23 protein-coding genes are annotated in these 25,093 nt (G+C 41.2%); all 23 read right to left on the bottom strand.

Annotated features, from left to right (window positions below; all coding sequences use genetic code 11):
* Positions 1–20 precede the first annotated feature (20 nt).
* Positions 21–746 carry a GntR family transcriptional regulator gene (locus ACTWP7_RS05160; protein WP_443122277.1) on the bottom strand — a complete coding sequence of 242 codons (726 nt, stop codon included), beginning with the start codon at positions 744–746 and terminating at the stop codon, positions 21–23.
* Between the two features lie 192 nt (positions 747–938).
* Positions 939–3,248 carry a DNA translocase FtsK gene (locus ACTWP7_RS05165; protein WP_443122278.1) on the bottom strand — a complete coding sequence of 770 codons (2,310 nt, stop codon included), beginning with the start codon at positions 3,246–3,248 and terminating at the stop codon, positions 939–941.
* Between the two features lie 203 nt (positions 3,249–3,451).
* Complete coding sequence (locus ACTWP7_RS05170; protein ID WP_443122279.1) at positions 3,452–3,658, bottom strand: YlzJ-like family protein; 207 nt, start codon at positions 3,656–3,658, stop codon at positions 3,452–3,454.
* Positions 3,655–4,380 (bottom strand): ClpP family protease, encoded by a 726-nt coding sequence (locus tag ACTWP7_RS05175; protein ID WP_014643332.1) that lies wholly within the window; start codon positions 4,378–4,380, stop codon positions 3,655–3,657. The genes ACTWP7_RS05170 and ACTWP7_RS05175 overlap by 4 nt, the downstream gene beginning before the upstream one ends.
* A gap of 118 nt (positions 4,381–4,498) precedes the next feature.
* Positions 4,499–5,395 carry a 4-hydroxy-tetrahydrodipicolinate synthase gene (dapA, locus tag ACTWP7_RS05180; protein WP_443122280.1) on the bottom strand — a complete coding sequence of 299 codons (897 nt, stop codon included), beginning with the start codon at positions 5,393–5,395 and terminating at the stop codon, positions 4,499–4,501.
* A complete protein-coding gene (gene dapG / locus ACTWP7_RS05185) occupies positions 5,392–6,633 on the bottom strand; it encodes an aspartate kinase (protein WP_443122281.1) in 1,242 nt (413 codons plus the stop codon). The genes dapA and dapG overlap by 4 nt, the downstream gene beginning before the upstream one ends.
* 25 nt (positions 6,634–6,658) lie before the next feature.
* Positions 6,659–7,705: an aspartate-semialdehyde dehydrogenase gene (asd, locus tag ACTWP7_RS05190; RefSeq protein WP_443122282.1), complete on the bottom strand. Its 1,047-nt coding sequence runs from the start codon at positions 7,703–7,705 to the stop codon at positions 6,659–6,661.
* 104 nt (positions 7,706–7,809) lie between these two features.
* On the bottom strand, positions 7,810–8,409 hold the full coding sequence (locus tag ACTWP7_RS05195) for a dipicolinate synthase subunit B (protein WP_443122283.1): 600 nt from the start codon (positions 8,407–8,409) through the stop codon (positions 7,810–7,812).
* On the bottom strand, positions 8,399–9,301 hold the full coding sequence (gene dpaA / locus ACTWP7_RS05200; protein WP_443122284.1) for a dipicolinic acid synthetase subunit A: 903 nt from the start codon (positions 9,299–9,301) through the stop codon (positions 8,399–8,401). The genes ACTWP7_RS05195 and dpaA overlap by 11 nt, the downstream gene beginning before the upstream one ends.
* 315 nt (positions 9,302–9,616) lie before the next feature.
* Positions 9,617–9,847, bottom strand: coding sequence for a YlmC/YmxH family sporulation protein (locus tag ACTWP7_RS05205; RefSeq protein WP_443122285.1), 231 nt, complete (start codon positions 9,845–9,847; stop codon positions 9,617–9,619).
* 17 nt (positions 9,848–9,864) lie between these two features.
* On the bottom strand, positions 9,865–10,788 hold the full coding sequence (locus tag ACTWP7_RS05210; protein WP_443122286.1) for a polysaccharide deacetylase family protein: 924 nt from the start codon (positions 10,786–10,788) through the stop codon (positions 9,865–9,867).
* A gap of 107 nt (positions 10,789–10,895) precedes the next feature.
* A complete protein-coding gene (pnp, locus tag ACTWP7_RS05215; RefSeq protein WP_443122287.1) occupies positions 10,896–13,019 on the bottom strand; it encodes a polyribonucleotide nucleotidyltransferase in 2,124 nt (707 codons plus the stop codon).
* Between the two features lie 122 nt (positions 13,020–13,141).
* Positions 13,142–13,411, bottom strand: coding sequence for a 30S ribosomal protein S15 (gene rpsO, locus ACTWP7_RS05220; RefSeq protein WP_014643322.1), 270 nt, complete (start codon positions 13,409–13,411; stop codon positions 13,142–13,144).
* A 127-nt stretch (positions 13,412–13,538) separates the two neighbouring features.
* On the bottom strand, positions 13,539–14,459 hold the full coding sequence (locus ACTWP7_RS05225) for a bifunctional riboflavin kinase/FAD synthetase (protein ID WP_443122288.1): 921 nt from the start codon (positions 14,457–14,459) through the stop codon (positions 13,539–13,541).
* Positions 14,460–14,486: 27 nt separating this feature from the next.
* Positions 14,487–15,383 (bottom strand): tRNA pseudouridine(55) synthase TruB, encoded by an 897-nt coding sequence (gene truB, locus ACTWP7_RS05230; protein WP_443122289.1) that lies wholly within the window; start codon positions 15,381–15,383, stop codon positions 14,487–14,489.
* Positions 15,384–15,453: 70 nt separating this feature from the next.
* Positions 15,454–15,804 (bottom strand): 30S ribosome-binding factor RbfA, encoded by a 351-nt coding sequence (gene rbfA / locus ACTWP7_RS05235; RefSeq protein WP_014643319.1) that lies wholly within the window; start codon positions 15,802–15,804, stop codon positions 15,454–15,456.
* A 27-nt stretch (positions 15,805–15,831) separates the two neighbouring features.
* Positions 15,832–16,110 carry a DUF503 domain-containing protein gene (locus ACTWP7_RS05240; protein ID WP_014643318.1) on the bottom strand — a complete coding sequence of 93 codons (279 nt, stop codon included), beginning with the start codon at positions 16,108–16,110 and terminating at the stop codon, positions 15,832–15,834.
* Complete coding sequence (gene infB, locus ACTWP7_RS05245; protein WP_443122290.1) at positions 16,107–18,185, bottom strand: translation initiation factor IF-2; 2,079 nt, start codon at positions 18,183–18,185, stop codon at positions 16,107–16,109. Before infB ends, ACTWP7_RS05240 begins: the two co-directional genes overlap by 4 nt.
* An 8-nt stretch (positions 18,186–18,193) precedes the next feature.
* Positions 18,194–18,508, bottom strand: coding sequence for a YlxQ family RNA-binding protein (locus tag ACTWP7_RS05250; protein ID WP_014643316.1), 315 nt, complete (start codon positions 18,506–18,508; stop codon positions 18,194–18,196).
* On the bottom strand, positions 18,505–18,780 hold the full coding sequence (gene rnpM / locus ACTWP7_RS05255; protein ID WP_443122291.1) for an RNase P modulator RnpM: 276 nt from the start codon (positions 18,778–18,780) through the stop codon (positions 18,505–18,507). The genes ACTWP7_RS05250 and rnpM overlap by 4 nt, the downstream gene beginning before the upstream one ends.
* Before the next feature lie 12 nt (positions 18,781–18,792).
* Positions 18,793–19,899 carry a transcription termination factor NusA gene (nusA, locus tag ACTWP7_RS05260; RefSeq protein WP_014643314.1) on the bottom strand — a complete coding sequence of 369 codons (1,107 nt, stop codon included), beginning with the start codon at positions 19,897–19,899 and terminating at the stop codon, positions 18,793–18,795.
* 14 nt (positions 19,900–19,913) lie between these two features.
* Positions 19,914–20,390 (bottom strand): ribosome maturation factor RimP, encoded by a 477-nt coding sequence (rimP, locus tag ACTWP7_RS05265; RefSeq protein WP_014643313.1) that lies wholly within the window; start codon positions 20,388–20,390, stop codon positions 19,914–19,916.
* A 347-nt stretch (positions 20,391–20,737) separates the two neighbouring features.
* Positions 20,738–25,030 (bottom strand): PolC-type DNA polymerase III, encoded by a 4,293-nt coding sequence (locus ACTWP7_RS05270; RefSeq protein ID WP_443122292.1) that lies wholly within the window; start codon positions 25,028–25,030, stop codon positions 20,738–20,740.
* Positions 25,031–25,093 lie beyond the last annotated feature (63 nt).

Below are 25,093 nucleotides of genomic sequence, written 5' to 3' on the forward strand. Positions count from 1 at the left end.
GCACACACTATTGAAAACGCTTACACTCTTTTTCTTAAAACGTGGAAACTGAATTTGTCAGCTCTAAAGTAATTGGAAGACAGCAGCATTGGTTCATCATCCACTGTGTAATGCATTTGTTTTAATAAAAGTAAGGCTTGTTCTGGTTCGCAATTTAAGATTGGTGAAATTTTTTCATGATAACCAATAGGTTCGATGTGAGTGACCGCATAGCTGATCGATTTCCCTGTGTATGCTTCAAGGATTCCGAACATAGAGTCTGCTTCACGAATTTGGTCAATGGGCAGAAGACCTTCAGGAATTTTATCAATACAATAAACAACCGGCTCCTCGTCTGCTGTACGGACACGTTCCACTTTTGCTAAATTATGTAGATCCAGAACAGCAAATCGTTTACGGTCTTCTATAGTAGCCTCCACAAGTTCAGCTGTGAGATACTGCGTCCCTGGACGCATGCCCGACTTTGCAATCATCCCTGTTACACTATCAAGTTCCTCTATTCCGGAAGTAAAAAGCGGCTTAGGATTAACAAATGTCCCCACGCCATGTCTTCTAGTTACAACTCCTTCTTCTTCAAGGAGTCGAAGTGCTTCTCTTAATGTAGCTCTTGAAACTCCAAGAGATTTGGATAATTGAAACTCAGAGGGTAATTTTTGCTTTTCTATGAAGATACCGTTTTCAATATCTTTTTTTATCTGTTCAATCACCTGCAAGTACAGGTGACGTGTATCGTGCTTTATGGACATTATCTACACCCCAAGTCTATTAAACTGCAATTAAGTGATCTGACATCTGACGTTTGACACATCATAATTTTTAATTAATATAACACTATTCCACAAATAAATAAATAGAGTTAGGACATTTTTCTGTTTTGTCCTAACTCTATTTATGACTTAATGACTATTTTCATCTATATTAGCTGCTCTGATGATCAATTAAGAGGACTGTTCTTCCGATACTTGAGAGACGAGTACAGACCTTGGCTTACTTCCTTCATAGGGTCCTACGATTCCATTATCCTCCATCGCATCAATTAACCGGGCAGCTCGTGTATAGCCCACCCTGAATCTCCGCTGAATCATAGATACACTAGCACTTTGCATCTCAATAACCATCTGTACCGCTTCAGGATAAAGATCATCATCTACTTCCTGCTTCACTTCATTTTCTTCTTCTGGAATCATCTCTTCTTGATATTGAGCTTTCTGCTGTTCTACACAGAAATTGACCACACGTTCCACTTCTTCATCAGAAAGAAAAGCTCCCTGTACCCTGGTTGGCTTATTAGATCCAACCGGTGTAAAGAGCATATCTCCTCGTCCTAGCAGTTTCTCTGCTCCTCCTGAATCCAAAATAGTTCTAGAATCTGTTTGAGAGGAAACGCTAAACGCAATACGTGAAGGAATATTAGCTTTAATGACCCCTGTAATAACATCCACGGAAGGACGCTGAGTAGCGATAATTAAATGGATGCCGGCCGCACGTGCCATTTGGGCCAATCGGGTAATTGCGTCTTCAACTTCATTTGACGCAACCATCATTAAGTCAGCAAGTTCATCCACCAGTACAACGATATAAGGAAGCTGAGGCTGTGTATCTTCGCTTTCTTTATTGTGTTTTTTTATATATTCGTTGTAACTTTCTATATTTCTGGTACCTGTTTCTGAAAATAAATCATAGCGTCGTTCCATTTCTGATACAACTTTTTTAAGTGCACGTGACGCTTTTTTAGGATCAGTTACCACTGGAGCCAGTAAATGAGGAATCCCATTATACACATTTAACTCTACTTTTTTTGGATCAATCATCATCATTTTCACCTCGTGAGGTTTCGCCCGCATTAAGATGCTCGTAATAATACCGTTGATACATACACTTTTACCACTGCCTGTGGCTCCAGCTACAAGCAGGTGCGGCATCTTGTTTAACTCAGACATAACTGCCTCACCAGAGATATCTCTGCCCAAAGCAAAACCTAATTTTGCTTCTGTGTTGGACTTCCCTGTTTCCAAAACTTCCCTCAAAGAAACCATGGATATTTCCTGATTAGGAACTTCAATTCCTACAGCAGACTTCCCAGGAATGGGAGCTTCAATACGAATATCCTTAGCTGCCAGCGCCAGAGCAAGGTCATCATTTAAATTAACTATTTTACTTACTTTAACACCGGTATCTGGATACACCTCGTACTTCGTAACGGCAGGACCAACATGCACTTTGGTAACTTTTGCTTTGACACCGAAACTCTGAAATGTTTTTTCAAGTTTACGAACCGTTGCCTGAATGTGGGAACGCCCCTGACTTTGAGGACTCGAAGTGGGTTCATCCAAAAGTTCCATACTAGGTAGTTGATAATCGAAATTTTCTAATTCAGCCGTCGGCATAGATTTCTCCAGACCGGGTTCCTCTCCCTCATAATCTTCTTTAGGAGAAATATTTTCAGATAACTGACTTTCCGTTTTATCTTCATTTGCGTATGCATGGTCTGTAAAGTCCTGAATAATCGGTTCAGCCGGATTTTCATATTCACTAGCCTCGGGCTCATTAATTTCAATAACCGTCGTTTCTTCAGGTTGTTCTTGTTGGGATTTTTTTTCTTTAGGATGAGCCTTTGATTCTTTAATACGCTTAACCTGATCCTGTAATAGGTCTTTTCCTTTGTTTCCAACTACGCTTACGAAGTTGCCAATTGACCATTCACTAATAAATATGATCCCGATTAAAAATAGGAAGAACGATAAAATAGCCGCTCCAGTACCTGAGAAAAGAAAATAGGTTACGGATAGCAGAAAGGCCCCGGAAAGTCCGCCGCCGATACTATAGAAAGACAACTCGCCCCGCATCATGCCGGTAATCCGTTCCCAGGTCATAGCTAAAATCGAACCTTCACCTGCTGCCAGTTCATCGGATAAAGTTTCTAAGTGAGTAAATAATAATAGCGAGACAAATACGATATATACTCCAATTAAACGTTTATGTAGGAAAGAGGGCCAACTTCTCTTAACCATTAAGAAGACACCGAGTATAAGAAAGAATAGTGAAGCTACAAAATACCAGACCCCGAAGAAAAACTGCCAGATGCGCTCAAGTCCACCAGGCACAGCTCCATCGCTGATAGCTGAAGCTCCACTTCCAAAGACAGCAATTAAGATAAACAGCAGTCCCATCAATTCAAATTTAACTTGCTGTTTTAATCCAGACTGTTTTTTCTTAGATTTTGAAGAAGATTTTCTTTTTCTAGCCATTAAATAGACACCTCCAAATTAGTTGTTTTTACTTCTGCACGCCGGAGCAGCCTGTAATTCATCTATGCACACCAATTAGTTTCAAAGAATAATAGAAGCAGCTTGAAAAGAGAAGGATGCCGACTGTCTCTTCTGAGAAGGAGAAGAAAACATGTTCGACATCCTGACTAGCCATTATTATTATACCACATGAAAAGAGTGTGTTACGAGTCCAACCATTGTCCTGGCTGTAAGGATGGATCCATATAATGTGCTGGATCCGTAGACAAAACTTGCACAATTTGTTTTTTTCCATCGCCCATATCCTGACATTTTACAGAACACTTTTTGTCCTTATTGTAAATAATTTGCTGCTCTTTTTCATGGGAAGGGAAAATATCGTATTCACTAAGCGGTGTATAATGAATCATTGAACGACCTTCTTCTCATTTTCTTTATTATGATCAATTAATTCATTCAGTTTACTCATTGCTTCTTTCACTCCTCCTACAGCATCGATAAGCCCATGGTCTACGGCTTGTTGGCCGACGACATTTGTACCTATATCTCGTGTAAGATTACCTTTTGCAAACATGAGTTCTTTAAATTTCTCCTCGTCCACATTGGAATGTCTGGTAACAAAATTAACCACTCGATCCTGCATCTTATCCATGTATTCAAATGTCTGTGGAACACCTATGACTAGTCCGGTCATGCGGATCGGATGAATGGTCATAGTAGCTGTTTCAGCAATAAATGAATAATCAGCGGAAACAGCAATTGGAACACCAATGGAATGCCCTCCACCGAGGACGATGGAAACAGTAGGCTTAGATAAAGAAGCAATCATTTCTGAAATCGCAAGTCCCGCTTCCACATCTCCACCCACAGTATTTAATAGTACGACTAATCCTTCGATTTTTGGATTTTGTTCAATTGCTATAAGCTGGGGAATCATATGTTCATATTTCGTAGTTTTGTTTTGAGAAGGCAGTTGGACGTGACCTTCAATTTGACCAATTATCGGAAGTACATGAATATTGGAATCAGCTGGCTGAGGTACATTGGATTGACCAAGCTGCTGGATCTTATCAACAATGGACGATTGCCCTTTGGATTTATCCTTTTCCTGTTCTTGAGGAGATTCTTTCATAAGGCAGGGCTCCTTTCGCTCTTTTCACGTAGTATGACTCAAGCATGCTGCTCTCATACATGTGATTAAATTTAAAGAATCCAACCCCTCTCCTGCCAATAAAGAAACCGAAAAGGGATCACACTCCCTTTTCGGTTCCATTTGACTTTACCTTATTTATAATCTGATGAATGGACTCGAGATCTTTATCTGACAAAGGTACTAAAGGTAAGCGAACTCCTCCGGTATCGATTCCAACCATCTTTAAAGCAGCTTTCACAGGTGTAGGAGAGGGCGCACTAAACATCCCCTTCATGAAGGGCAGGAGTTTTCGGTGAAGAGCAGCAGCTTCTTTATCCTTTCCTTCTTCATAAAGCTTAAGCATCGTCTGCATTTCATTTCCAATAATATGGCTGGAAACAGAGATAATGCCATGAGCACCGATTGCGTATGAAGGCAGTGTAAGGTTATCATCGCCACTATATAACGAGAAAGAATCGTCTGTTTGAGAAATAATTTCAGACATTCCGTCCAGATCTCCCGTCGCTTCCTTCACAGAAACAATATTTTTAATATGAGAAAGAGATACAACAGTATCCGGAGTCAGCCGAACGACAGATCTTCCTGGAACATTGTAGATCATTACGGGCAAGTCAATAGCTTCCGCAATGGTTTTAAAATGTTGATAAAGACCTCTTTGGTCCGGTTTATTATAATAAGGAGCTACCAGCATGACGGCGTCGACTCCTGCTTCTTCTGCCCGTTTGGATAGATGAATGGACTTATCTGTACTGTTGCTTCCAGAACCCGCGATCACGGGAACACGCCCCTTAACTACCTGCACCACCTGTTTCCAAAGTTCCACTTTTTCATCTGCTGAGAGAGTTGGCGATTCACCTGTTGTACCCGCCACTACTAATCCATCTGTTCCATTAGCTAATAAATAATCGATCAGATCCGCTGTTTTCTTTAAATCAATCTTTCCATGATTATCAAAAGGGGTAACCATGGCTGTTAAGACTTTCCCAAAATTCATGATGTTCTTTCCCCTTTCACCGTTTCTACGTTGAGCTGGAAAGATTCGTGAAGCGCATTAACAGCCTGAACAAGGTCCTCTTCTTTAATCAGCACCCATATCGTTGTATGGGAGTCAGCTGATTGGAGAATCTGGATACCGGAGTCTGTTAGAGACTGAACGATTTTAGCCGTAACGCCAGGAAAACCGGCAATCCCCGCTCCTACCGTAGAAACTTTTGCACACTTTTCTTTAATTTCAGGTTCATACCCTAAATCCTCAAGAATGCTGACCGCTTTTTTTGTATAAATATGATTGATGGTATAAATGACACCGCTTGGAGAAATGTTGATGAAGTCAACTGAAATGTTTGCAGCAGCCATGGACTTGAATACATCGGATTGTAATTTTGAGGGATCTTCTTTCGAGAGAACTTTTATTTGAGTCAGACCCATCATATGGGCTATTCCCGTCACAACGCGATCGGAAATATCTTTACCCGCAGGTGGTTCCTTTATTCCAGTTACCAGCGTTCCTGGGAGATCTGAATAGGTTGAACGAACACGAAGAGGCACCTTAGCGTACATGGCAATTTCAACCGCTCTAGGATGGATAACCTTCGCTCCCTGATAGGCTAAATTACAGATTTCATTGTACGTAATCACATTTAAAGCCCGAGCAGATGTAACCACTCGTGGGTCTGCCGTCATGATTCCGTCTACGTCGGTAAATATATCAATGAACTCAGCTGATAATGCTGCTCCAAGTGCTGCAGCGGAAGTATCGCTGCCTCCTCGGCCGATCGTAGTCGTTTCTCCTTTATCCGTCTGTCCCTGAAAACCAGCCACTACTACAACGTCATGAGATTCAAGCTCTTTATATATTCTTGCCGGATTCATTCGAATAATTTTAGCTCTTGTAAAATCATCATTCGTTAAAAATCCTGCCTGTGCTCCTGTTAAAGATACAGTTGAAATTCCTTCATTCATTAACTCATGTGTAAAAACAATGGAGGAGATGGTCTCCCCGCACGACATCAGGAGATCTTGTTCTCGCTCTGAAACCAGAGTGTCTGGATAATTAATCAAACTTAAGATCGTATCTGTCGCATAGGGGCTTCCTTTCCTTCCCATTGCAGACACGGTAACGACCACTTTATATCCTTCATGAAGGGCTTTTTTGACATGAGTGATGGCCCGGGACCTGCTTTCCCGATCCCGGACCGAAGTTCCTCCAAATTTTTGTACAAGCAGCTTCATTCGGCCACCTCAACTCATAAAAAGTTTACAGCCATTGATTAGCAACTATTCGCTCTGCAATTTGAACTGAATTCCATGCGGCCCCTTTTAAGAGGTTATCGGAGACTACCCACAAATGGAATCCATGGTCTTCATCCAAATCTTTACGAATGCGTCCAACAAATACATCCTTTTTTTCAGCAGAACTTAATGGAGTTGGATAGGTTTGTGTAGCAGGATCATCCTGCAGCACAATACCTGGAGCTTCTGCTAATAGACGCTGGATTTCTTCCACTGATACACCGTCTTGTTCAATCTCAATATACACACTTTCAGCATGAGATGTGAAAATCGGTAAACGAACACATGTGGCTGCAACAGATAATTTTGGCATATGCATGATTTTCTTAGTTTCATTAATCATTTTCATTTCTTCAAATGTGTATCCATTTTCTTGAAAAACATCAATTTGCGGCAGGGCGTTAAAGGCAATTGGATAATGCTTTTCATCTCCTTTAACAGGCAAAAGATTAGCTTCAAGCTCTTCCCCGTTCAGGAACGCCTGAGATTGTTCTCTCAATTCATCATTAGCTTCATTTCCAGCACCTGAAACGGCCTGATAAGTGGAAACGATCACTCGATTAATCCCCAATGATTTCCTGATAGGTTCCAGGGCGGCGACCATTTGTATCGTGGAACAGTTCGGGTTGGCTATAATGCCTTTATGGTTTTTAATGTCTGCTTCATTCACCTCAGGAACCACAAGAGGTACATCTTCATCCATACGATATGCACTCGTATTATCAATGACCACAGCACCTTTTTTTACGGCTTCCGGCGCTAATTTTTTTGAGACGGATCCACCAGCTGAGAATAGTGCAATGTCTATATCTGTGAAACTTTCAGGAGTCGCTTCTTCTACCACGTACTCTTTTCCTTTAAATATTGTCTTGAGTCCAGCAGAACGACTGGAGGATAAAAGTTTTAATTGATTAATTGGAAAGTCTCGATCTGCAAGTGTTTCAAGCATCTTTTGACCGACAGCTCCTGTAGCACCTACTACAGCAACGTTATATGTGTTGGATTGGCTCATCATTATTAACCCCTTTTCTTCATTTATTATTAGAATAGTTGAATTTGTCACTATTTTTGCTATTTTATCATATTACCACCGTAAGTTGGCGTGAAACAGGAAATTTACTCTTTATAACGTTCAATTAAAACCGGCTGAAGCTGTTTGCCTTCGATCGCTTTCTCAATCGTCTTCGGGATAAGCGTCATATCAGCTACTAAAGAGTTTGGTTTTTTATATGGATGATCCTGCCCAAGCGGCACAAAATATATATTCTTCGTGGCCATCAACCGCATCACATTTACACCGTTCAACCCTAAAGCATCGTTTGTCGAAATAGCTACAACTACTGGACTTTCATTTCTAAGAGTTGCTTTTGCAGCCATTAGTACAGGCGAATCTGTTAATGCATTAGCAAATTTACTGGTAGAATTACCTGTCATAGGAGCGATTACCATACAATCCAGCGGACGTTTAGGCCCCAGTGGTTCAGCGTCTGGTATCGTCATGATTGGTTTTTCGCCGGTAATCTCTTCAATCGTTTTCAAGTGGTCGGCAGCATCCCCAAAACGAGTATCCGTTTTTTGAACGGTATACGATAAAATTGGAACTACGATCGCTCCCAAACTTACAAGCTCACGCATGACCGGAAATACTTCGTGATACGTACAATGAGAGCCAGTCAGACCGAACCCTATTGTTTTCCCTTTTAAACTATGCGTCATGATCGATCTCCTTTCTAATGTTCTTACTTAATAAACGATAGACCACATCAGCGATGATCTGCCCCGCTGTTTTGGGAGCTACAATACCAGGGAGACCGGGTGCAAGAATAGCCTTAATTCCTCTTTTATCTGCATAGGAAAAGTCGGTTCCCCCTGGTTTGGAAGCTAGGTCAAGGATTAAGGCGTGGGAAGGAAGCTGCTTTATTATGGAAGCGTCAACAACAAGCTGTGGAACAGTATTTAAGAGAATATCGCATTCCAGGTCAACATCTTGAAGGTTTGTCATGTCAATCGGAGTCAAGCCCATTTCATAAACCCTTGCTGCACTTTTAGAAGATCTCACACCTACGGAGACCTCAGCCCCAAGGTGATCAAATGTTCTGGCAAGCCCCATTCCCACACGTCCTAATCCAAGAACGATTACTCTCGATCCATGAATGGTGAAGTCCGTATGCTGAATCACAAGCATGAGTGTACCTTCCACAGTGGGGATGGAGTTAAATATAGCGACATCGTCACGATCCATCAATGGAATTAGTGATCGATTCACACGTTTGGTTAAATCATTTAAATAGTTATTTGAAATCCCTGTAAAAATCAAACAATGTTCAGGGGTCTTCTTCAGCCAATCTTCCGATATTGATATAAGACGGTTTGAAAAAATTCCGTCCACATTCCCTTCTTCATCCATCCCAGGAATGGGAAGGATAATAGCGTCTAATTGTTTTACCTGCTCACTTTCAAAGTCAAGATCAATGGCCTCAGTAAAACTTTCATTCAACTGATTGAAGCCGGCTATATAAACAGTTGCATCCCAACCATTCAGCCTTCGAATGATTTCGATCTGTCGGGCATCGCCCCCTATAACCGCTACATGAAATCCTGTCAGCATGCCGGATGTCTCCTTTTTTCTATGATCTAATCTCCTTGTATCCTATGCCGTACCATGCAGTTAGTGAAAGCAAATCAATGGGGGCTTTTCTGAGAAATAAAAATCACTAAAAAAACCATCTTATGGAATCGATAAGATGGTTTTTTTGCATTCAATGTAAGGGTTTATTTATCTTTGCTATTAATGTAATTGTCATGCTTTCTATAAAACTGCGCGTAGAAAAGGTCAATAAACGAACTACTTCAACTTGAATAGCAAAACGTATTTCTGGGAAACAGAGGCATCCGTGAGAATGAGCATTTTAAATTTATAAAGCTATTTTTTTAATAAAATCGTATCCTCGCCAATCGTCTGGATCTGTTCCCACTCAATGATTAATTCTTTTCTAGCAGGACCGATACCTGTGATTCCGTTATTTTGAATAACAATAGAGTGTATTTTCCCTGTGCTCGGATCAAATATAAGGTCTGCTCTTCCAAGTACCCCCAGTTTTTGGCCATTTTCTACATCAATCACTTCTTTTTTAGCCAATGATTTTAACCTCATTATGGTTCACCCTTTCCTTATCGTTCTTCACTGAGCAGTGTCGGAAGAGAACCGATCCGGTAATTTTCTTTTTTAATCGACTCAATAAGAGCAGGCAGACTGCCTGCGGTAACTTCTGTAGGATGCATTAAAATGGTAGCTCCATTATGAATGCGTCCCATCACTCGGTTCACCAGAACATCTGGAGTCGGGTTTTTCCAGTCAATAGTATCCACAGTCCACAGTACAGTTTCCATTCCCATCTCGTGAGCTGCTTCAACCGCCGCCATATTATAACTGCCTGACGGGGGTGCAAAGTATTTAACTTTCGTCTTTGTCAGTGCAAATAACCATTCATCAGCTTGTTCCAGATTATTTCTTGCCTCCTCTTTCGTCATCCGCCCCATATCTTTATGGTTATACCCATGAGTGCCTATTGTGTGCCCCTCTTCTTCTATCATCTGAACCAGTTCATTAAATTTTTGGGCAAATGCTCCGTCAATGAAGAAGGTAGCTTTCACCTGATGCTTATTGAAAGTTTCAATCATATCAGGAATATATTCTTCGCCCCAGGATACATTGATAAGAAATGAAACCATTGGCTTCTCCGGATGCCCCCTGTAGATAGGAGAAGGAGGTAGATCACTAAGTGAAACCTTAGGCTTAATCAGCTTAAACACGAGAAGTTTTGGATCAAACTTTCCTTTCTTCTTCATCTTTACATATGAAGCTTCCACATCCACAGAACGACCAATAATACCAGGGGTTTTCTTCCATACAGAGTCAATTCGAGCATCTTCAGCTTTCCATTCATAATTACTTTTTTTTTCTTCGATCATCTGATAAAGAGCATCACTTCCTGAAACCGGAGCTTCAGTCCTTGCAGCTGTCAGATAAGCCAGTCCAACTCCTGCAATAAAAAAAATAACCATAAAAAAAAGTCCAACTTTTCTTACTTTCATAAGATCCACTCCTAAAAAAAGTGTATGAAAGTAAAAAACTAGTTAGACCCTTACAACGAAAAAAAGAAACTGGCAAGCCAGCATCTTTATTTTCATTTAAATTATAGCTACTGTTCTGTGTTAGCTTCCTGTTTTTTCTTCTCTTCTACAAGAATTGCTTTACGGGAAAGATTGATTCGTCCCTGATTGTCAATTTCTTTGACTTTCACTTTGATGATATCACCTATAGAGACAACATCTTCAACTTTACCGATACGCTCTTCCGCCATTTCAGAAATGTGCACGAGACCTTCTTTTCCTTTGAATAACTCTACAAATGCTCCGAATTTCTCAATGCGCTTCACTTTACCATCGTATACTTCGCCTGCTTCTACTTCGCGAACGATGTCTTCAATGATCTTCTGTGCATTAGCATTCATATCAGCGTCCGTAGAAGATATAAAGACGGTTCCATCCTGTTCGATATCGATTTTAACGCCAGTATCTTCTATAATCTGATTAATCTGTTTTCCGCTTGGTCCAATCACATCACGGATTTTATCAGGACTGATTTTCATGGTCATAATCTTCGGAGCATACTGAGAAAGCCCGCTCCGGGTTTCTGGCAGTGTTTCAAGCATATGACCGAGAATTTCCATACGGCCTTTTTTAGCTTGACCTAGTGCTTCTTCAAGAATTTCACGGGATAACCCTTCGATTTTAATATCCATTTGAAGAGCCGTTACACCTTTTTCAGTACCAGCTACTTTGAAGTCCATATCTCCCAGTGCATCTTCCATTCCCTGAATATCCGTCAATATCGTATAATCATCGCCTGATTTTACAAGACCCATGGCAATTCCAGCTACCGGCGCTTTAATAGGAACACCTGCGTCCATCATGGCCAGTGTACTAGCGCAAATACTTGCTTGTGATGTAGAACCATTAGATTCCAGAACTTCTGATACCAGACGAATGGTGTAAGGAAATTCAGTTTCTGATGGAATCACTACTTCAAGTGCACGCTCACCTAAAGCACCATGTCCAATTTCACGACGTCCAGGTCCACGGATAGGCCCAGTTTCGCCCACTGAGAATTTTGGAAAGTTATAATGGTGCATGAAACGCTTGGATTCTTCTAAGTCCAGTCCATCTAAAATTTGAACATCACCTAAGGCACCTAAGGTACATACACTAAGAGCCTGGGTTTGTCCTCTTGTAAACAAACCTGATCCATGCGTCCGAGGGAGTAAACCTACACGGGAAGTCAAGGAGCGAATTTCATCTACGCCTCTTCCGTCTGGTCGAACTTTATCCTTCGTGATTAAACGGCGCACTTCGGTTTTTACGATATTTTCAAGAATAGCTCCAACTTGTTTGATCGTTTCCTCGTCTGCTTCTTGTTCTTCATAAGAAGCAATTACGTCGCTTTTAGCCTGCTCGATCGCATCTTCTCTGGCTTTTTTCTCTTCTGTTTTTATGGCAGAAACGATGGAAGCTGTTGCTTCTTCTTCAACTTTTTGTTTCAGTTCCGATTCAAGATCGAACAGCTGGACTTCCATTTTTTCACGGCCGACAGCTGCAATGATTTCTTCCTGAAACTCAACCAGTCGTTTAATCTCTTCATGGCCAAACATAATCGCTTCTAACATGTCTGTTTCTGGAACTTCCTGAGCCCCTGCTTCTACCATGTTGATCGCATCTTTCGTTCCGGCTACTGTTAAGTCAATATCACTTTTTTCTTGTTCTTCCACAGTCGGATTAATAACAAATTTGCCATCTACTCTTCCAACAATAACCCCGGCGATAGGTCCTTCAAAAGGAATATTAGATATGCCAAGGGAAATAGATGAACCAAGCATCGCTGCCATTTCTGACGAGCAATTCTGATCGACACTCATCACCGAGCTGATGACTTGAACATCATTACGGAAACCTTCCGGAAAAAGAGGACGAATTGGACGGTCGATCAAGCGGGAAGCCAAGACAGCTTTATCACTCGGACGGCCTTCTCGCTTAATAAAACCTCCTGGGATTTTACCAACCGCGTATAAACGCTCTTCATAATTAATGGTTAACGGGAAAAATGGAAGGTCCTTCGGTTCTTTGGACCCCGTTGCTGTAGAAAGAACGGTTGTATCTCCATAATGGATAAGTGCGGCACCATTAGCTTGTTTCGCTAATTCGCCTACTTCCACAGAAAAAGTACGGCCGGCCACATCAATTGAAAACACTTGCTTTTCATCTGCCATATAAAACTTAACTCCTCTCAAGAATAACTCATTAGTACAAGTAAGGGTTTAAACTCAGTTTACACCCTTATGTATGTAAACATACAGAAAAAGCGGGAATACTCCCGCTTTTTCTACCATCATTAACGACGCAAGCCAAGACTTTTAATTAAATCACGGTAACGTGTAATGTCATTATTACGCAGGTAGTTCAATAGGTTACGGCGTCTACCTACCATTTTAAGCAAGCCACGACGAGAGTGGTGGTCCTGCTTGTGAGTACGTAAATGCTCATTCAATGCATTAATCTTAGCTGTAAGTACAGCAATCTGTACATCAGAAGATCCTGTGTCATTGTCATGAGTCTTGTACTCATTGATTAGTTCTTGTTTACGTTCTTGTGTGATAGCCATTATAGCTACACCTCCTGATAAAATTTGAAATTCCCATTCCCCGAGCGGACGTCGGAGTTACGTTCCGCCAAGCGAAGGTTCCATAGTAAAGAGTACAATTTTTGAAGCCAAAATGCAAGGATAACCTTTAACCTATGCGAAAAAACTGCCGGATATCCTCTTTGGCTTTTTCCCTTTGCCTGCTTCGTTCACTCAATTGTTCAGAGAGATTTTCTTCTCTGATCAATTGATGGAAATATACGATAAACTCTGCAGGGACATTAGAAACTGGACTTTCAAGGCAGTGAAGATAAATCTTCTGATTCGTTGTTTCACTTCTTGTAAGCTCCTCGTCCTCTATGATCGCCATCCCTTTGTAATCTCTTTGATGATCCGAGATCGTTACAGCATAAATGCCGGAGTGAGGAAGGTAATAAGAGGAGCTGATAGCGATGGAAAAACACACACTCGACGTATCTTCCCTTCTTTCTCCCCTGACTGAGAACTTTCGCCCTAAAAGCTTCTGAACTTCAGAAACATTTCCTTCATCCAGTAAGGTACGTATTCTTGTAGAACTGACTTTATCCTCATCCTGGGCAACTTTTCTAACTACAGTGTGAGTGAACCGTCCCTTAGCATGTTCAGGGAGCGTTTCCATCGATCCCCTCCCCTTATGGCCATAACTGAAGTCATATCCTGCTACGACATGCTCGACTTTTAAACTAGCAAAATATTCATCTACAAAAGATTGAGGAGATAACGCCGCAAGATCTTTATCAAAATGAACGACGAATAAATAATCTACTCCCATATCTTCAAGAATCTCCTCTTTTTCTTTAAGAGGAGTAATGTACTGGGCATGCTGTTTTTCTTTCTTTAAAACTACAGAAGGATGAGGATCAAAGGTCATTACTGCACTTTTCAAGCTTAATTGCTGAGCTTTCTTTACAGCCGTGCTGATCACTTGCTGATGACCTTTATGGATCCCGTCAAAGAAACCTACAGCTGTCACGTTAGGTTCCAAATCTATTGAGTCCGATGACGATTGCGACAGACGAAACGTTTTCAATTCACTCACCTGCTTTATTACTTATTATTAAAAGACTCGTAAAGGTTTTACATATCCAGTCTTGGTTGGATGCTGCTGATATATGGCTAACGCTTCTTCTCCAAACAGAACTAAAAAGTTATCCGCATCAAGATGTTCAGGTTTATCTAATACCCTTCCATGTTGAATCAGCGGCTTCATATTTTCCGATACTTCCCAGAATGGCATATGAGAAAGCCCTCTTTTTATAGGTAATAGCAGCTCGTGTTGTTTATGTTCATCCACTTTACGTTGAATTTCTTCAAAACGATAACACTCTTGTTCGGAAATATCAGCTGTTTTAGTACGCACCAGGGAAGACATATGAGAAGGATACCCAAGTGCTCGGCCCAAATCCGCACACAGCGTTCGGATATAGGTTCCTTTTGAACATACAACCCGAATAGAAAAAGAAGCGGTTTCTTCTTCAAATACTAGATCACGACTCGTGACGTCAATTTGTTCAATTCTAACCTGACGCTTAGGTCTTTCGACTTCAATACCTTCTCTAGCATACTCATATAACTTCCTCCCGTTTACTTTAACAGCTGAATACATAGGAGGAATCTGAATAATATCTCCTTGGAAAGAAGGTAATTCTTCTTTAATTTTTTCTAAGCTAAGTGAAGGACTTACTGGTTTTCTCTCAATTATTTCACCTTCAGCATCTTCTGTTGCTGTGGAATACCCCATCCTCACCGAAGCTTCATATACTTTGATTGTATCTGTCAAAAATGGAACGATTTTAGTAGCTTTTCCTACACATAAAGGTAATACTCCTTCTACTTCTGGATCAAGCGTTCCTGTATGACCAATTTTTTTTGTTTTTAACATCCCTCTAGCTTTACTTACACAATCATGGGAAGTAAATCCTTTAGGCTTCCATAATGGAAGAATCCCATCCATGAAACCACCTCAGAGTAAGTTTTTTATACACATAGAATCCGTGCTGCAAGAGCACGGATTCGTCAAAATTTTAGCTATCTGTGTCATTCAAATCGCGAAGAATCGTTTCAATACGATTTCCTCGTTCAATCGCCTCGTCAAACTCAAACATAATTTCCGGAGTCTTACGAAGACGAATACGCTGACCGATCTCAGAGCGTATGAACCCTTTAGCTTTGGCTAAACCAACGAGGGTATCATGTTTTTGTTTTTCATCTCCTAATACAGAGATGAAAATTTTAGCTTGCTGCAAATCGCCAGTGACTTTTACTTCTGTCACTGTAACAAAGCCCACACGCGGGTCCTTGATTTTTTTTCCGATAATATCGCTTAATTCTTTTTTCATTTGTTCTCCGACACGATTAGCACGTAAATCATTCATAACTTCTTCACCTCTTCTGAACGAACGTTATAGCCATTCCAGAACGGTTTCCGTTCTTTCCAATTCTGGAAAAGAATCGATGAAGGAGAGGGTCCTTTGAATGGTTTGTTCGGCTATAACCTTATCACTGGCTATCGTAACTAAACCGATACATGTGCGCTGCCAGAGATCTTGATAATCAAGTTCACTTACAGCTACATTGAATTCGTTTTGAATCCTTGTTTTCACACGCTTGAGGACCGACCTTTTTTCCTTCAGCGACTGAGCATCATAAATGATGCACTCGATCTCAGCACTCAAAATCATGTGCGTTCGATTTCCTGCATTTCATATGGCTCAATAATATCTCCGACTTTAATATCGTTAAAGTTCTTAATCGTAATTCCACACTCGTATCCTTGCTGGACTTCCTTCGTATCATCTTTGTAACGTTTAAGAGCATCGATTTCCCCTTCGAATATAACGACTCCATCGCGGATAATACGTACTCCGGAGTTACGGGAGATCTTTCCATCGGTTACATAGGAACCGGCTATTGTGCCCACCTTGGAAACTTTGAAGATTTCACGAACTTCAACTTGACCTATGATCTTTTCTTCATATTCAGGATCAAGCATTCCTTTCATGGCTGCTTCAATCTCTTCCATTACTTTATAAATAATGTTGTGAAGACGAATCTGTACATCTTCGGATTCAGCAGCTTTTCGGGCATTTCCATCTGGACGAACATTAAATCCGATAATGATACCATTAGAAGCAGCGGCCAGGGCAACGTCCGATTCTGTTATAGCGCCCACCCCAGTATGGATGATTTTAACTTTAACGCCTTCAACATCAATTTTCTCAAGAGAACCTGCAAGAGCTTCTACGGAACCTTGAACATCACCTTTCACAATCAGGTTAATATCTTTAATATCTCCTTGTTTGATTTGTTCAAACAAATCGTCCAGGCTGACTTTAGCAGTAGAGCTCCGATTTTGTTCAAGAGCCTTTTGAGCGCGTGCTTCGCCGATGGAGCGTGCTTTCTTCTCATCTTCAAACACGAGGAAGCGGTCGCCTGCTTGAGGTACATTATTTAAGCCAGTTATTTCTACAGGAGTTGACGGGCCTGCCACTTTCACACGGCGTCCGATATCATTAACCATGGCACGCACACGTCCGTACGTATTTCCAACAACAACGGAGTCACTTACATTAAGCGTTCCATTTTGGACGAGAAGCGTTGCAACAGGGCCACGACCTTTATCTAGCTCTGCTTCAATAACCGTTCCATACGCAAGACGGTCAGGATTGGCTTTTAACTCTTCCATTTCAGAAACCAGGACAATCATTTCAACTAACTCGTCGATTCCTTCTCCCTGAACAGCTGACATTTTCACAAAAATGGTTTCTCCGCCATAGTCTTCAGCAATTAATTCATATTCCATTAATTCCTGCATAACGCGATCAGGGTTTGCCCCTTCTTTATCCATCTTGTTAACGGCAACGATAATAGGAACTCCAGCCGCTTTTGCATGGCTTATGGCTTCCTTCGTCTGTGGCATTACACCGTCATCCGCTGCTACTACTAAGATCGCAATATCCGTAACCTGTGCACCGCGGGAACGCATGCTGGTAAAGGCAGCGTGACCTGGTGTATCAAGGAAGGTGATTTGTTTCTCATCGTGTTCGATTTGATAAGCACCGATATGCTGTGTAATTCCGCCAGCTTCTCCTTCAGTTACTTTCGTATGACGAATTTGATCGAGCAATGTAGTTTTACCATGGTCTACGTGACCCATAATGGTTACGACCGCCGGACGTTCTTTCAGGTCTTCAGGGTTGTCGTCAAATGTCATGTTTTCAATATCCGTTTCGTCAACGATCACTTCTTCTTCGACTTCCACATTAAATTCATCACAGATTAATTCAATGGAATCAGGCTCGAGCTCCTGGTTTTTAGTAGCCATTACACCGAGGAACATTAATTTTTTAATAATTTCAGAAGAATCCTTGTTTAGCTTTTCAGCCAACTCTCCTACGGTTAAGCTTCCAGAAAATGTGACTTTTTCTGGAGTTTGTTTCTTCTGCTTTTTCTGTGGAGTCTGCTGGTTGGAAGACTTTTGATTTTTCTGGTTTTTATTCTTATTGTTTTTTTGGTTTTTCTGATTTGGTTTTTGTTGCTTATTGGATGGTTTATTATTCTTCTGGCCATCCGTCTTCTTGGCTTCAGTATTGGGCTTGTTCTTGCCAAAAGCCTGGTCCAATTGTTTCGCCACATCATCCTCTACGGTTGACATGTGGTTGGAAACTTCAACATTCATCTTTTTCAATTGCTCAATTACTTGTTTGCTTGCTAATTCATTTTTCTTGGCATATTCATATACGCGCATTTTAGTCATATATATCTTCACCCCCGAATAGATTCATCGAGTAGCGATTGCAACTTTTTCGCAAATCCTTGGTCAAGAACTGCGATCGCGACTCTCCCTGCCTTTCCGATGGCTTGTGATAGCGTTTCCCGATCATCAACCATATAGCAAGGTATATCATAAAAGCTGCATTTATCTGTCAGCTTTTTTTTTGTTTGTTTTCCTGTGTCCGAAGCGATAAGAACGATTTTTGCTCTGTTTTTTTGGATATCACGAACGATCGCTTCTTCTCCAAGTGTACACTTACCGGCTCCGAAAGCTAAACCTAATAAATTCAAATAACGTTTATTCATTTTTCGTCTGCCTTAATTGTTGCTTTTAGTTCTTCATAAACGGCTGCGTCTACGGATGTATTCAAATGGCGATTTAACACCTGGTGTTTTTCTGCTTTTTCTATAACCTCAAGGTCTCTTGAGAGGTATGCTCCTCGTCCGTTTTTTTTACCGGATTCATCTACGAAGACTTCTCCTTCTTTATTTCGGACGACCCTGATCAACTGTTTCTTTGGGTACATTTCCTGAGTAACTATACACTTTCTGAGTGGTTGTTTTTTAGAACGGGCCATAAGTACCCCTCCTTACTCATCAAACAATTCATCTTCTATTTCTTCGTCAACATCAGTTTGTTCACTTTCATCAAGCAGCCCCTGATCACGTGCTTCACTTTCACTCTTAATGTCAATCTTCCAGCCAGTTAACTTCGCTGCAAGGCGTGCATTCTGCCCGCGTTTTCCTATCGCAAGTGATAGTTGATAATCAGGAACGATAACCGTTGTAGCTTTTTCTTCTTCGTCAACAAGGACTTCCACAACTTTGGAAGGACTCAGGGCGTTAGAAACATATTCAATCGGATCTTCCGACCACTGGACAATGTCAATTTTCTCACCCTTTAATTCATTAACGATAGCCTGTACACGCTGTCCTCGCTGACCCACACAAGAACCAACGGGATCAATTTCCTGGTCTTCAGCGTAAACAGAGATTTTTGAGCGGTCTCCAGCTTCACGTGCCACAGATCGAACTTCTACGGTGCCATCATAAATTTCAGGAACTTCCATTTCAAATAACCGCTTCAAAAGTCCAGGATGTGTGCGGGAGACATAGATGTGAGGACCCTTGTTACTATTTTCCACCTTCGTAACAAATACTTTTAAACGATCATGAACGTCATAAGTTTCCGTTGGCATTTGTTCCCCTTCAGGCAGTCTAGCTTCAATTTTTCCAAGGTTCACGTACACGAACCGCGGATCTTTCCGCTGAATAATGCCAGTCATGACATCTTCCTCACGATCCACGTACTCACCGTATATAATGCCGCGCTCAGCTTCGCGTACACGCTGAGTTACTACTTGTTTCGCTGCCTGAGCTGCAATACGTCCGAAGTCCATAGGTGTAACTTCGACTTCAATGACATCTTCTTCTTCATAATTAGGATCAATTTCTTTCGCGCTTTCTAAAGCAATTTCCTGCTGGGGATCCATTACTTCATCCACAATTGTTTTTCTGGCAAACACTTTCATGCTGCCTTCATCTTCATTAATATCTACCCGAACATTAGTGGCTGAATTAAAGTTCTTCTTATAGGCAGAAATTAACGCAGCTTCGAGTGCTTCCAACAACAAACCTTTGTCGATGCCTTTTTCCTTTTCTAGATAATTCATGGCATCAAATAGTTCACTACTCAACAGTTTTCTCCCCCTTAGTTAAACGTGACAGCCAGATTCGACTTAGCAATTTTACTGAATGGTACTTCCAGCTGCTTCTTTTTTGTTTTTATTCGGATTTCTACTATTGCTGTTTCATTCTCAAAAGAAACGAGCGTTCCTTCGAACTCTTTTTCTTGATCAATGGGTTCGTATAATTTCATATATACATGTTCGCCTACATACTTTTTAAAATCTTCTTGAGTTTTTAAAGGTCTCTCAGCTCCGGGTGAGGCTACTTCTAAAAAGTATGGAAACTCAATAGGATCTTCTTCATCAAGTTTTTCACTCAGTTTTTCAGAAACTTGACCACACTCTTCAATATCTACGCCTTCAGGTTTATCGATAAAGACACGAAGGTACCAGTTCTTCCCCTCCTGTTTATACTCGACCTCTACCAACTCCAGGTTCATATCTTCCAAAATTGGCTGCACGAGCTTTTCTGTAACGGATGTTACATGATGATGACTCATGATCTTCCCTCCTTTAAAAACACTTTCATACATTTTAATTTAGTATGGCATTCAATCATTGATTTCATTTCAATTCTGCTTAAGCGGTGAAGACTAAAGAAGGTCCACGAGAAACCGCTATGAATTAAATCATAGCGGTCGAGTCAAACGGGCTTGAAGCCTCTAATGGTTCCGGTTTCTTGACAGTCATCAGCGTTAAATATGACGAAAGAGTGGGTTGCCCCACTCTTCTGGTCGTTCATATCGCTCTTCTCACCATAAAAAAATATACCATAGATGCTTAAAATATGCAATAGAGGAAGAATGACACCACTCGTAAGAGGTGTACACACTTCCTTTGCTTTTACTTAAAAGAGGGAGAGCTGGTTCTCGTCCGGCATTCCTTCCAAACAACCGAAGTTGTCCAAATATTCAAGGACAGTTTTTGAAATTCGGCTTCTTTCTCTTAAATCCTGTTTAGAAAGGAATTCTCCTTCTTTTCTCGCTTTAACAATATTAATAGCCGCATTCGTGCCCAATCCATCGACCGCATTAAACGGCGGAATCAATTGGTTGTCTTCCACAATAAAATCAGTTGCACTTGATTCATACAGGTCCACATTCTTAAAGCCATATCCTCTTTCACACATTTCGAGGGAAAGTTCTAACACAGTCATTAAGTTTTTTTCCTTAGGTGTTGCATCCAGCCCTTTAGCCTGAATTTCCTCTATGCGCTTTCGGATGGCTTCTGATCCTTTAACCATAGTATCTAACTCAAAGTCACTGGCTCTAACTGTAAAATAAGCCGCATAAAAATAGATAGGGTAATGAACTTTAAAATAAGCAATACGTACAGCCATAAGTACGTAAGCAGCAGCGTGAGCTTTAGGGAACATGTACTTGATCTTTTTACAAGAATCGATGTACCAGTCTGGCACCCCGTGCTTCTTCATTTCCTCAATCCATTCGTCCTGCAGCCCCCGCCCCTTACGAACAAATTCCATAATCTTAAAAGCCAGAGAAGGCTCAAGACCTTTATGCATGAGATATACCATAATGTCATCACGGCAGCCGATAACTTCAGGAAGCGTACAAATTCCATCATTGATCAACTGTTCAGCGTTTCCAAGCCAAACGTCCGTACCATGAGACAGACCAGATATAATAACTAGTTCAGCAAACGTACTAGGCTTCGTATCCTCAAGCATCTGCCGCACAAATCTTGTTCCAAATTCTGGTACACCAAGCGTCCCTGTCTTGCACATAATCTGTTCAGCATTAACCCCAAGTGCTTCCGGGCCACTGAATATTTTCATCACTTCCGGATCGTCCACAGGGATTTCCTTCTGATCAATTCCACTTAGATCCTGAAGCATACGAATAACCGTGGGATCATCGTGCCCTAGTATATCAAGCTTCAGGAGGTTATCGTGAATAGAGTGGAAATCAAAGTGTGTAGTCCTCCATTCCGACTTTGTATCATCGGCTGGAAACTGAATGGGAGAAAAATCATAAATCTCCATATCATCCGGTACGACAATAATTCCTCCAGGGTGCTGACCTGTGGTACGCTTAACGCCTGTACACCCTTGCACCAAACGGTCAATTTCTGCATTTTTATACTGCAGCTGATGATCGCCCGCATACCCTTTCACATAACCATAAGCAGTTTTTTCAGCTATAGTTCCTATGGTTCCTGCACGAAACACATTGTCTTCACCAAATAGATATTTCGTATAATTGTGGGCTTGTGGCTGATATTCACCTGAGAAGTTCAGATCGATATCCGGTACTTTGTCCCCTTTAAATCCTAGGAATGTTTCAAAAGGGATGTCTTGTCCATCTTTACGGAAAGCCGTACCACACTCTGGACAATCTTTCTCCGGTAGATCAAATCCACTTCCCACAGATCCATCAGTAAAAAATTCATGGAACTGACATGCTGGGCAAACGTAATGTGGCGGTAAAGGGTTTACTTCGGTAATATCCGTCATCGTTGCCACAAAGGAAGATCCTACTGAACCACGTGAACCAACGAGATATCCATCTTCCAGAGATTTGGTTACGAGCTTCTGGGAGATTAAATAGATGACAGCGAAACCATGACCAATAATACTCTCCAGCTCTTTTTCCAGTCTTTTTTCAACAAGCTCCGGAATTGGATCGCCATATAGGCTTTTCGCTTTGTTATAAGACATCTCACGAATTTCCTGATCTGCACCTTCAATATTAGGAGTGAAGAGATCTTCTTTCACAGGAGTTACTTCCCCAATTTGAGACATGATTTTCCGAGTGTTTGTTACTACGAGCTCTTTAGCCTTATCATTTCCGAAAAATGACAGCTCGTCTACCATTTCATTTGTGGTTTTGAAGTGAACATCAGGCAGAGTCTGTCGATTAAGCGGGTTTCCGCTTTGTGAAGCAATCATAATTTGCCGGTATTGTTTTTCATGAGGCTCGACATAGTGGGTATTGCCTGTGGCAACCACTGTTTTTCCAAGCCGTTCTCCCATGGCAACCAGTCTTTTCAGAATGTCATAGATTTGGGCTTCGTTCTGAACCAGATCTTTCTCTAGCAAATGATAGTAATTACCAGGGGGCTGAATTTCGATATAGTCATAAAAATCAGCAACCTTTTCTGCTTCTTCCTCTGACTTTTGCATGATCGTTTCGAACACTTCACCCTTATCGCACCCAGAGCCCACAAGAATGCCCTCTCTCAGTTTACCTAAGCGTGACCTTGGTATCCTTGGCACACGATAAAAGTAATCCACATGCGCCTCTGAAACTAATTTATAAATGTTTTTAAGACCGGTACTGTTTGTAGCAAGGAGAGTGCAATGAGAAGGACGTGACCGCTGATAAGCTTTTCCTTCACCCATATAATCATTTAAGTTCTTATGATTGGTAATGCCACGCTCCATCGCTCGTTTAACGAGTTTCCACAATAAATAACCGGTAGCTTCTGCATCATAAATCGCCCTGTGGTGTTGGGTTAATTCAATATCGAACTTTTTACACAATGTATTTAATCGATGGTTCTTAAGCTCTGGTACAAGAAATCTCGCCAGTTCAAGCGTATCAATAACCGGATTTTGAGCTTTCTCATATCCAATCGCTGTGAAACCTGCATTTAGGAATCCCATATCAAAGCTTGCATTATGGGCAACGAGAATATCGTTTTCCATCCATTGATGAAAGTCTTTTAATACCTCTTCAATCTCAGGAGCATCTTTGACCATGTCATCCGTTATTCCAGTTAAATCCACTGTGGTTTGAGACAGAGCCTGGTGAGGATTTGCAAAGGATTCGAACCGATCAATAATTTCTCCGCCCCTCACTTTAACCGCTGCAAGCTCTATGATTTTATCATAAACAGCTGATAGACCCGTTGTTTCTACGTCAAAGACGACATAAACATCAGATTCAAGATCCCGGTCCTGTTCTTCATATGCAATCGGAACACCATCATCGACCAGATTGGCTTCAAGACCATAAATAACTTTGATGCCGTTTTTTTCACCGGCCGCATGAGCATCCGGATAAGCTTGAACAACAGCATGGTCTGTGATTGCAATTGCTTCGTGGCCCCATTCTGCTGCCTTAGCGATCAGTCTCCCCGGAGAAACCGGAGCGTCCATTTGACTCATTGTAGTATGAGAATGAAGCTCAATCCGCTTTTCTCCTTCTGGAGCTTCGTCTTTGCGCAGGATCGGTTTAATTTCGTTAATGTCATTTGCCATCATGGTGAGTTCGCTTGTGAAATTATCTGTTTGAATACTTCCCCGTGCCTTAATCCATAGACCTTGTTTTACATGCTTAAACATCTCCGCATGTTCATCTCCACGTGAGAACATTTTTATGGAGAAAGAATCCGTGTAATCCGTAACTTTAAGAAGTAATAAAAACCTGCCTGATCGCAGTTCTTTCACTTCAGCTTCAAACACATATCCTTGGACAATTTTGCGGCGTTCTTCTTCCAGGATATTTTCCATAGGTTCAGGATCCTCTTGAATTTTGTACCCAATTTCAATAGGTCCCTTCGGCTTAGAATCGTCTTTTTCTTTGGCACGCTCTTCTTGGTCTTTCACGGCCTGCTGGACAATTTTCTTATCCTCTTTTTGACGCTCTTCCTGGAATTTTTTAATTTGTTCCTGTTCTTCTTTCACACGTGTGGAAACCATATATGGAGGAAGTCCGGATCTTACACAAAAACTCTGCAATGGTTCTTCCAACTTCTTTTTAACGGCATGGCTTTCTGCCAAATTCCTGCAAGTTAACATTATTTTATTTCCCGTTATCTCGGGCTTCTGTTCCAACAAGAGATCTTTATAACCCGGAGACAAATTGGTCATTGTCTTGATAAACCCGTTCCAATATTCTAGCGTATCGCTTTCTTCCATTTCTTTATTATCTGTTTCAATGGTCCATTTTACTTCAGCAATAGCTCTGAAAGTGGATTGGAGTTTCGTCGTAAATAATTCATAAACTGCCGGCGGCAATGGCTGCGGCATTTTAAAATGAAAATGCCACTCTTTCGTTTCCCGGTAAACGGTAAGCTTTTCCATTGTACTATCTCTAAAATGAGGTTCAATCAGTTCGTGTGGAAACTGGATCTGTTCCAGTAAATAATGCATTTTATCCTGATTGGTCACACCCAATGTGATTCCTCCCCTATTATCCCCTGTGCAAGGTCTTTACATGAATATACCCCTGCTTCACCT

Source organism: Halobacillus sp. B29 (genome assembly GCF_052246755.1).
GTDB lineage: Bacteria > Bacillota > Bacilli > Bacillales > Halobacillaceae > Halobacillus > Halobacillus halophilus.

Excerpts from the sequence above, each read along its gene's own strand:
- ACTWP7_RS05160 (WP_443122277.1), bottom strand. The coding sequence starts at position 746 with ATGTCCATAAAGCACGATACACGTCACCTGTACTTGCAGGTGATTGAA.
- ACTWP7_RS05165 (WP_443122278.1), bottom strand. The coding sequence starts at position 3,248 with ATGGCTAGAAAAAGAAAATCTTCTTCAAAATCTAAGAAAAAACAGTCT.
- ACTWP7_RS05170 (WP_443122279.1), bottom strand. The coding sequence starts at position 3,658 with ATGATTCATTATACACCGCTTAGTGAATACGATATTTTCCCTTCCCAT.
- ACTWP7_RS05175 (WP_014643332.1), bottom strand. The coding sequence starts at position 4,380 with ATGAAAGAATCTCCTCAAGAACAGGAAAAGGATAAATCCAAAGGGCAA.
- dapA (WP_443122280.1), bottom strand. The coding sequence starts at position 5,395 with ATGAATTTTGGGAAAGTCTTAACAGCCATGGTTACCCCTTTTGATAAT.
- dapG (WP_443122281.1), bottom strand. The coding sequence starts at position 6,633 with ATGAAGCTGCTTGTACAAAAATTTGGAGGAACTTCGGTCCGGGATCGG.
- asd (WP_443122282.1), bottom strand. The coding sequence starts at position 7,705 with ATGAGCCAATCCAACACATATAACGTTGCTGTAGTAGGTGCTACAGGA.
- ACTWP7_RS05195 (WP_443122283.1), bottom strand. The coding sequence starts at position 8,409 with ATGACGCATAGTTTAAAAGGGAAAACAATAGGGTTCGGTCTGACTGGC.
- dpaA (WP_443122284.1), bottom strand. The coding sequence starts at position 9,301 with ATGCTGACAGGATTTCATGTAGCGGTTATAGGGGGCGATGCCCGACAG.
- ACTWP7_RS05205 (WP_443122285.1), bottom strand. The coding sequence starts at position 9,847 with ATGAGGTTAAAATCATTGGCTAAAAAAGAAGTGATTGATGTAGAAAAT.
- ACTWP7_RS05210 (WP_443122286.1), bottom strand. The coding sequence starts at position 10,788 with ATGAAAGTAAGAAAAGTTGGACTTTTTTTTATGGTTATTTTTTTTATT.
- pnp (WP_443122287.1), bottom strand. The coding sequence starts at position 13,019 with ATGGCAGATGAAAAGCAAGTGTTTTCAATTGATGTGGCCGGCCGTACT.
- rpsO (WP_014643322.1), bottom strand. The coding sequence starts at position 13,411 with ATGGCTATCACACAAGAACGTAAACAAGAACTAATCAATGAGTACAAG.
- truB (WP_443122289.1), bottom strand. The coding sequence starts at position 15,383 with ATGGATGGGATTCTTCCATTATGGAAGCCTAAAGGATTTACTTCCCAT.
- rbfA (WP_014643319.1), bottom strand. The coding sequence starts at position 15,804 with ATGAATGATTTACGTGCTAATCGTGTCGGAGAACAAATGAAAAAAGAA.
- ACTWP7_RS05240 (WP_014643318.1), bottom strand. The coding sequence starts at position 16,110 with ATGATTTTGAGTGCTGAGATCGAGTGCATCATTTATGATGCTCAGTCG.
- infB (WP_443122290.1), bottom strand. The coding sequence starts at position 18,185 with ATGACTAAAATGCGCGTATATGAATATGCCAAGAAAAATGAATTAGCA.
- ACTWP7_RS05250 (WP_014643316.1), bottom strand. The coding sequence starts at position 18,508 with ATGAATAAACGTTATTTGAATTTATTAGGTTTAGCTTTCGGAGCCGGT.
- rnpM (WP_443122291.1), bottom strand. The coding sequence starts at position 18,780 with ATGGCCCGTTCTAAAAAACAACCACTCAGAAAGTGTATAGTTACTCAG.
- rimP (WP_014643313.1), bottom strand. The coding sequence starts at position 20,390 with ATGAGTCATCATCATGTAACATCCGTTACAGAAAAGCTCGTGCAGCCA.